The sequence below is a fragment of the Halomonas sp. B23F22_20 genome (assembly GCF_043496985.1).
Taxonomy (GTDB): domain Bacteria; phylum Pseudomonadota; class Gammaproteobacteria; order Pseudomonadales; family Halomonadaceae; genus Halomonas.
Genome location: NZ_JBIEKH010000134.1, coordinates 1 through 544, shown reverse-complemented (window position 1 = coordinate 544; position 544 = coordinate 1). Strand labels below are relative to the sequence as shown.

Below are 544 nucleotides of genomic sequence, written 5' to 3'. Positions count from 1 at the left end.
ACCCCACGCTCGCCCCATGTAACAGTCACATAGGAAATCCCTAGTTCAAGCCAGCGCTTAACTGCGTTCTTCCATTGTTCGTATGTCTCAATCTCTAGATTAAAATAGGCAGCGCTTTCTTCAACGTTCGTCATGATCCATGTAAGGTTGCTTAGATCTTTCGGCAGTCGTTCCATTTTAGGGATAGAGACCGTTACAAACGCAAGCGGCGTTTGGTTGTTTTCCGCTTTTTGTAAAAGGTAAGTAAGGCCTTCTTTGGGACAATTTAAGTCTGCAATTATGCAAGATGCCTGCCTTAATTTCTTCTCATGTGTGCTCAGTATAGGAGGGAGGATATAATCATAAACTTCCATATCAGCGAAAGCTACGATCATCTCTCCTTCAGCGTTTAAGACAGCCGTATAGGTCCCGGTAGAGGCAGATGGAATATGGATAACGGTGTCTAACTGGATGAGGGACGAGGCACGTTCAATGATTTCCCAGTCAGCATCTTTGCCTGCAGCGGTAATTAAACTTGGATTATAGCCAAGTCTACCCAGGTTTT

The 544-nt window shown here is 44.5% G+C and carries 1 protein-coding gene; it reads right to left on the bottom strand.

The annotated features are described in order from the left end of the window. The coding region (locus ACGTN6_RS20955) for a PfkB family carbohydrate kinase (protein WP_394595039.1) at positions 1-544 on the bottom strand (544 nt) is incomplete at both ends.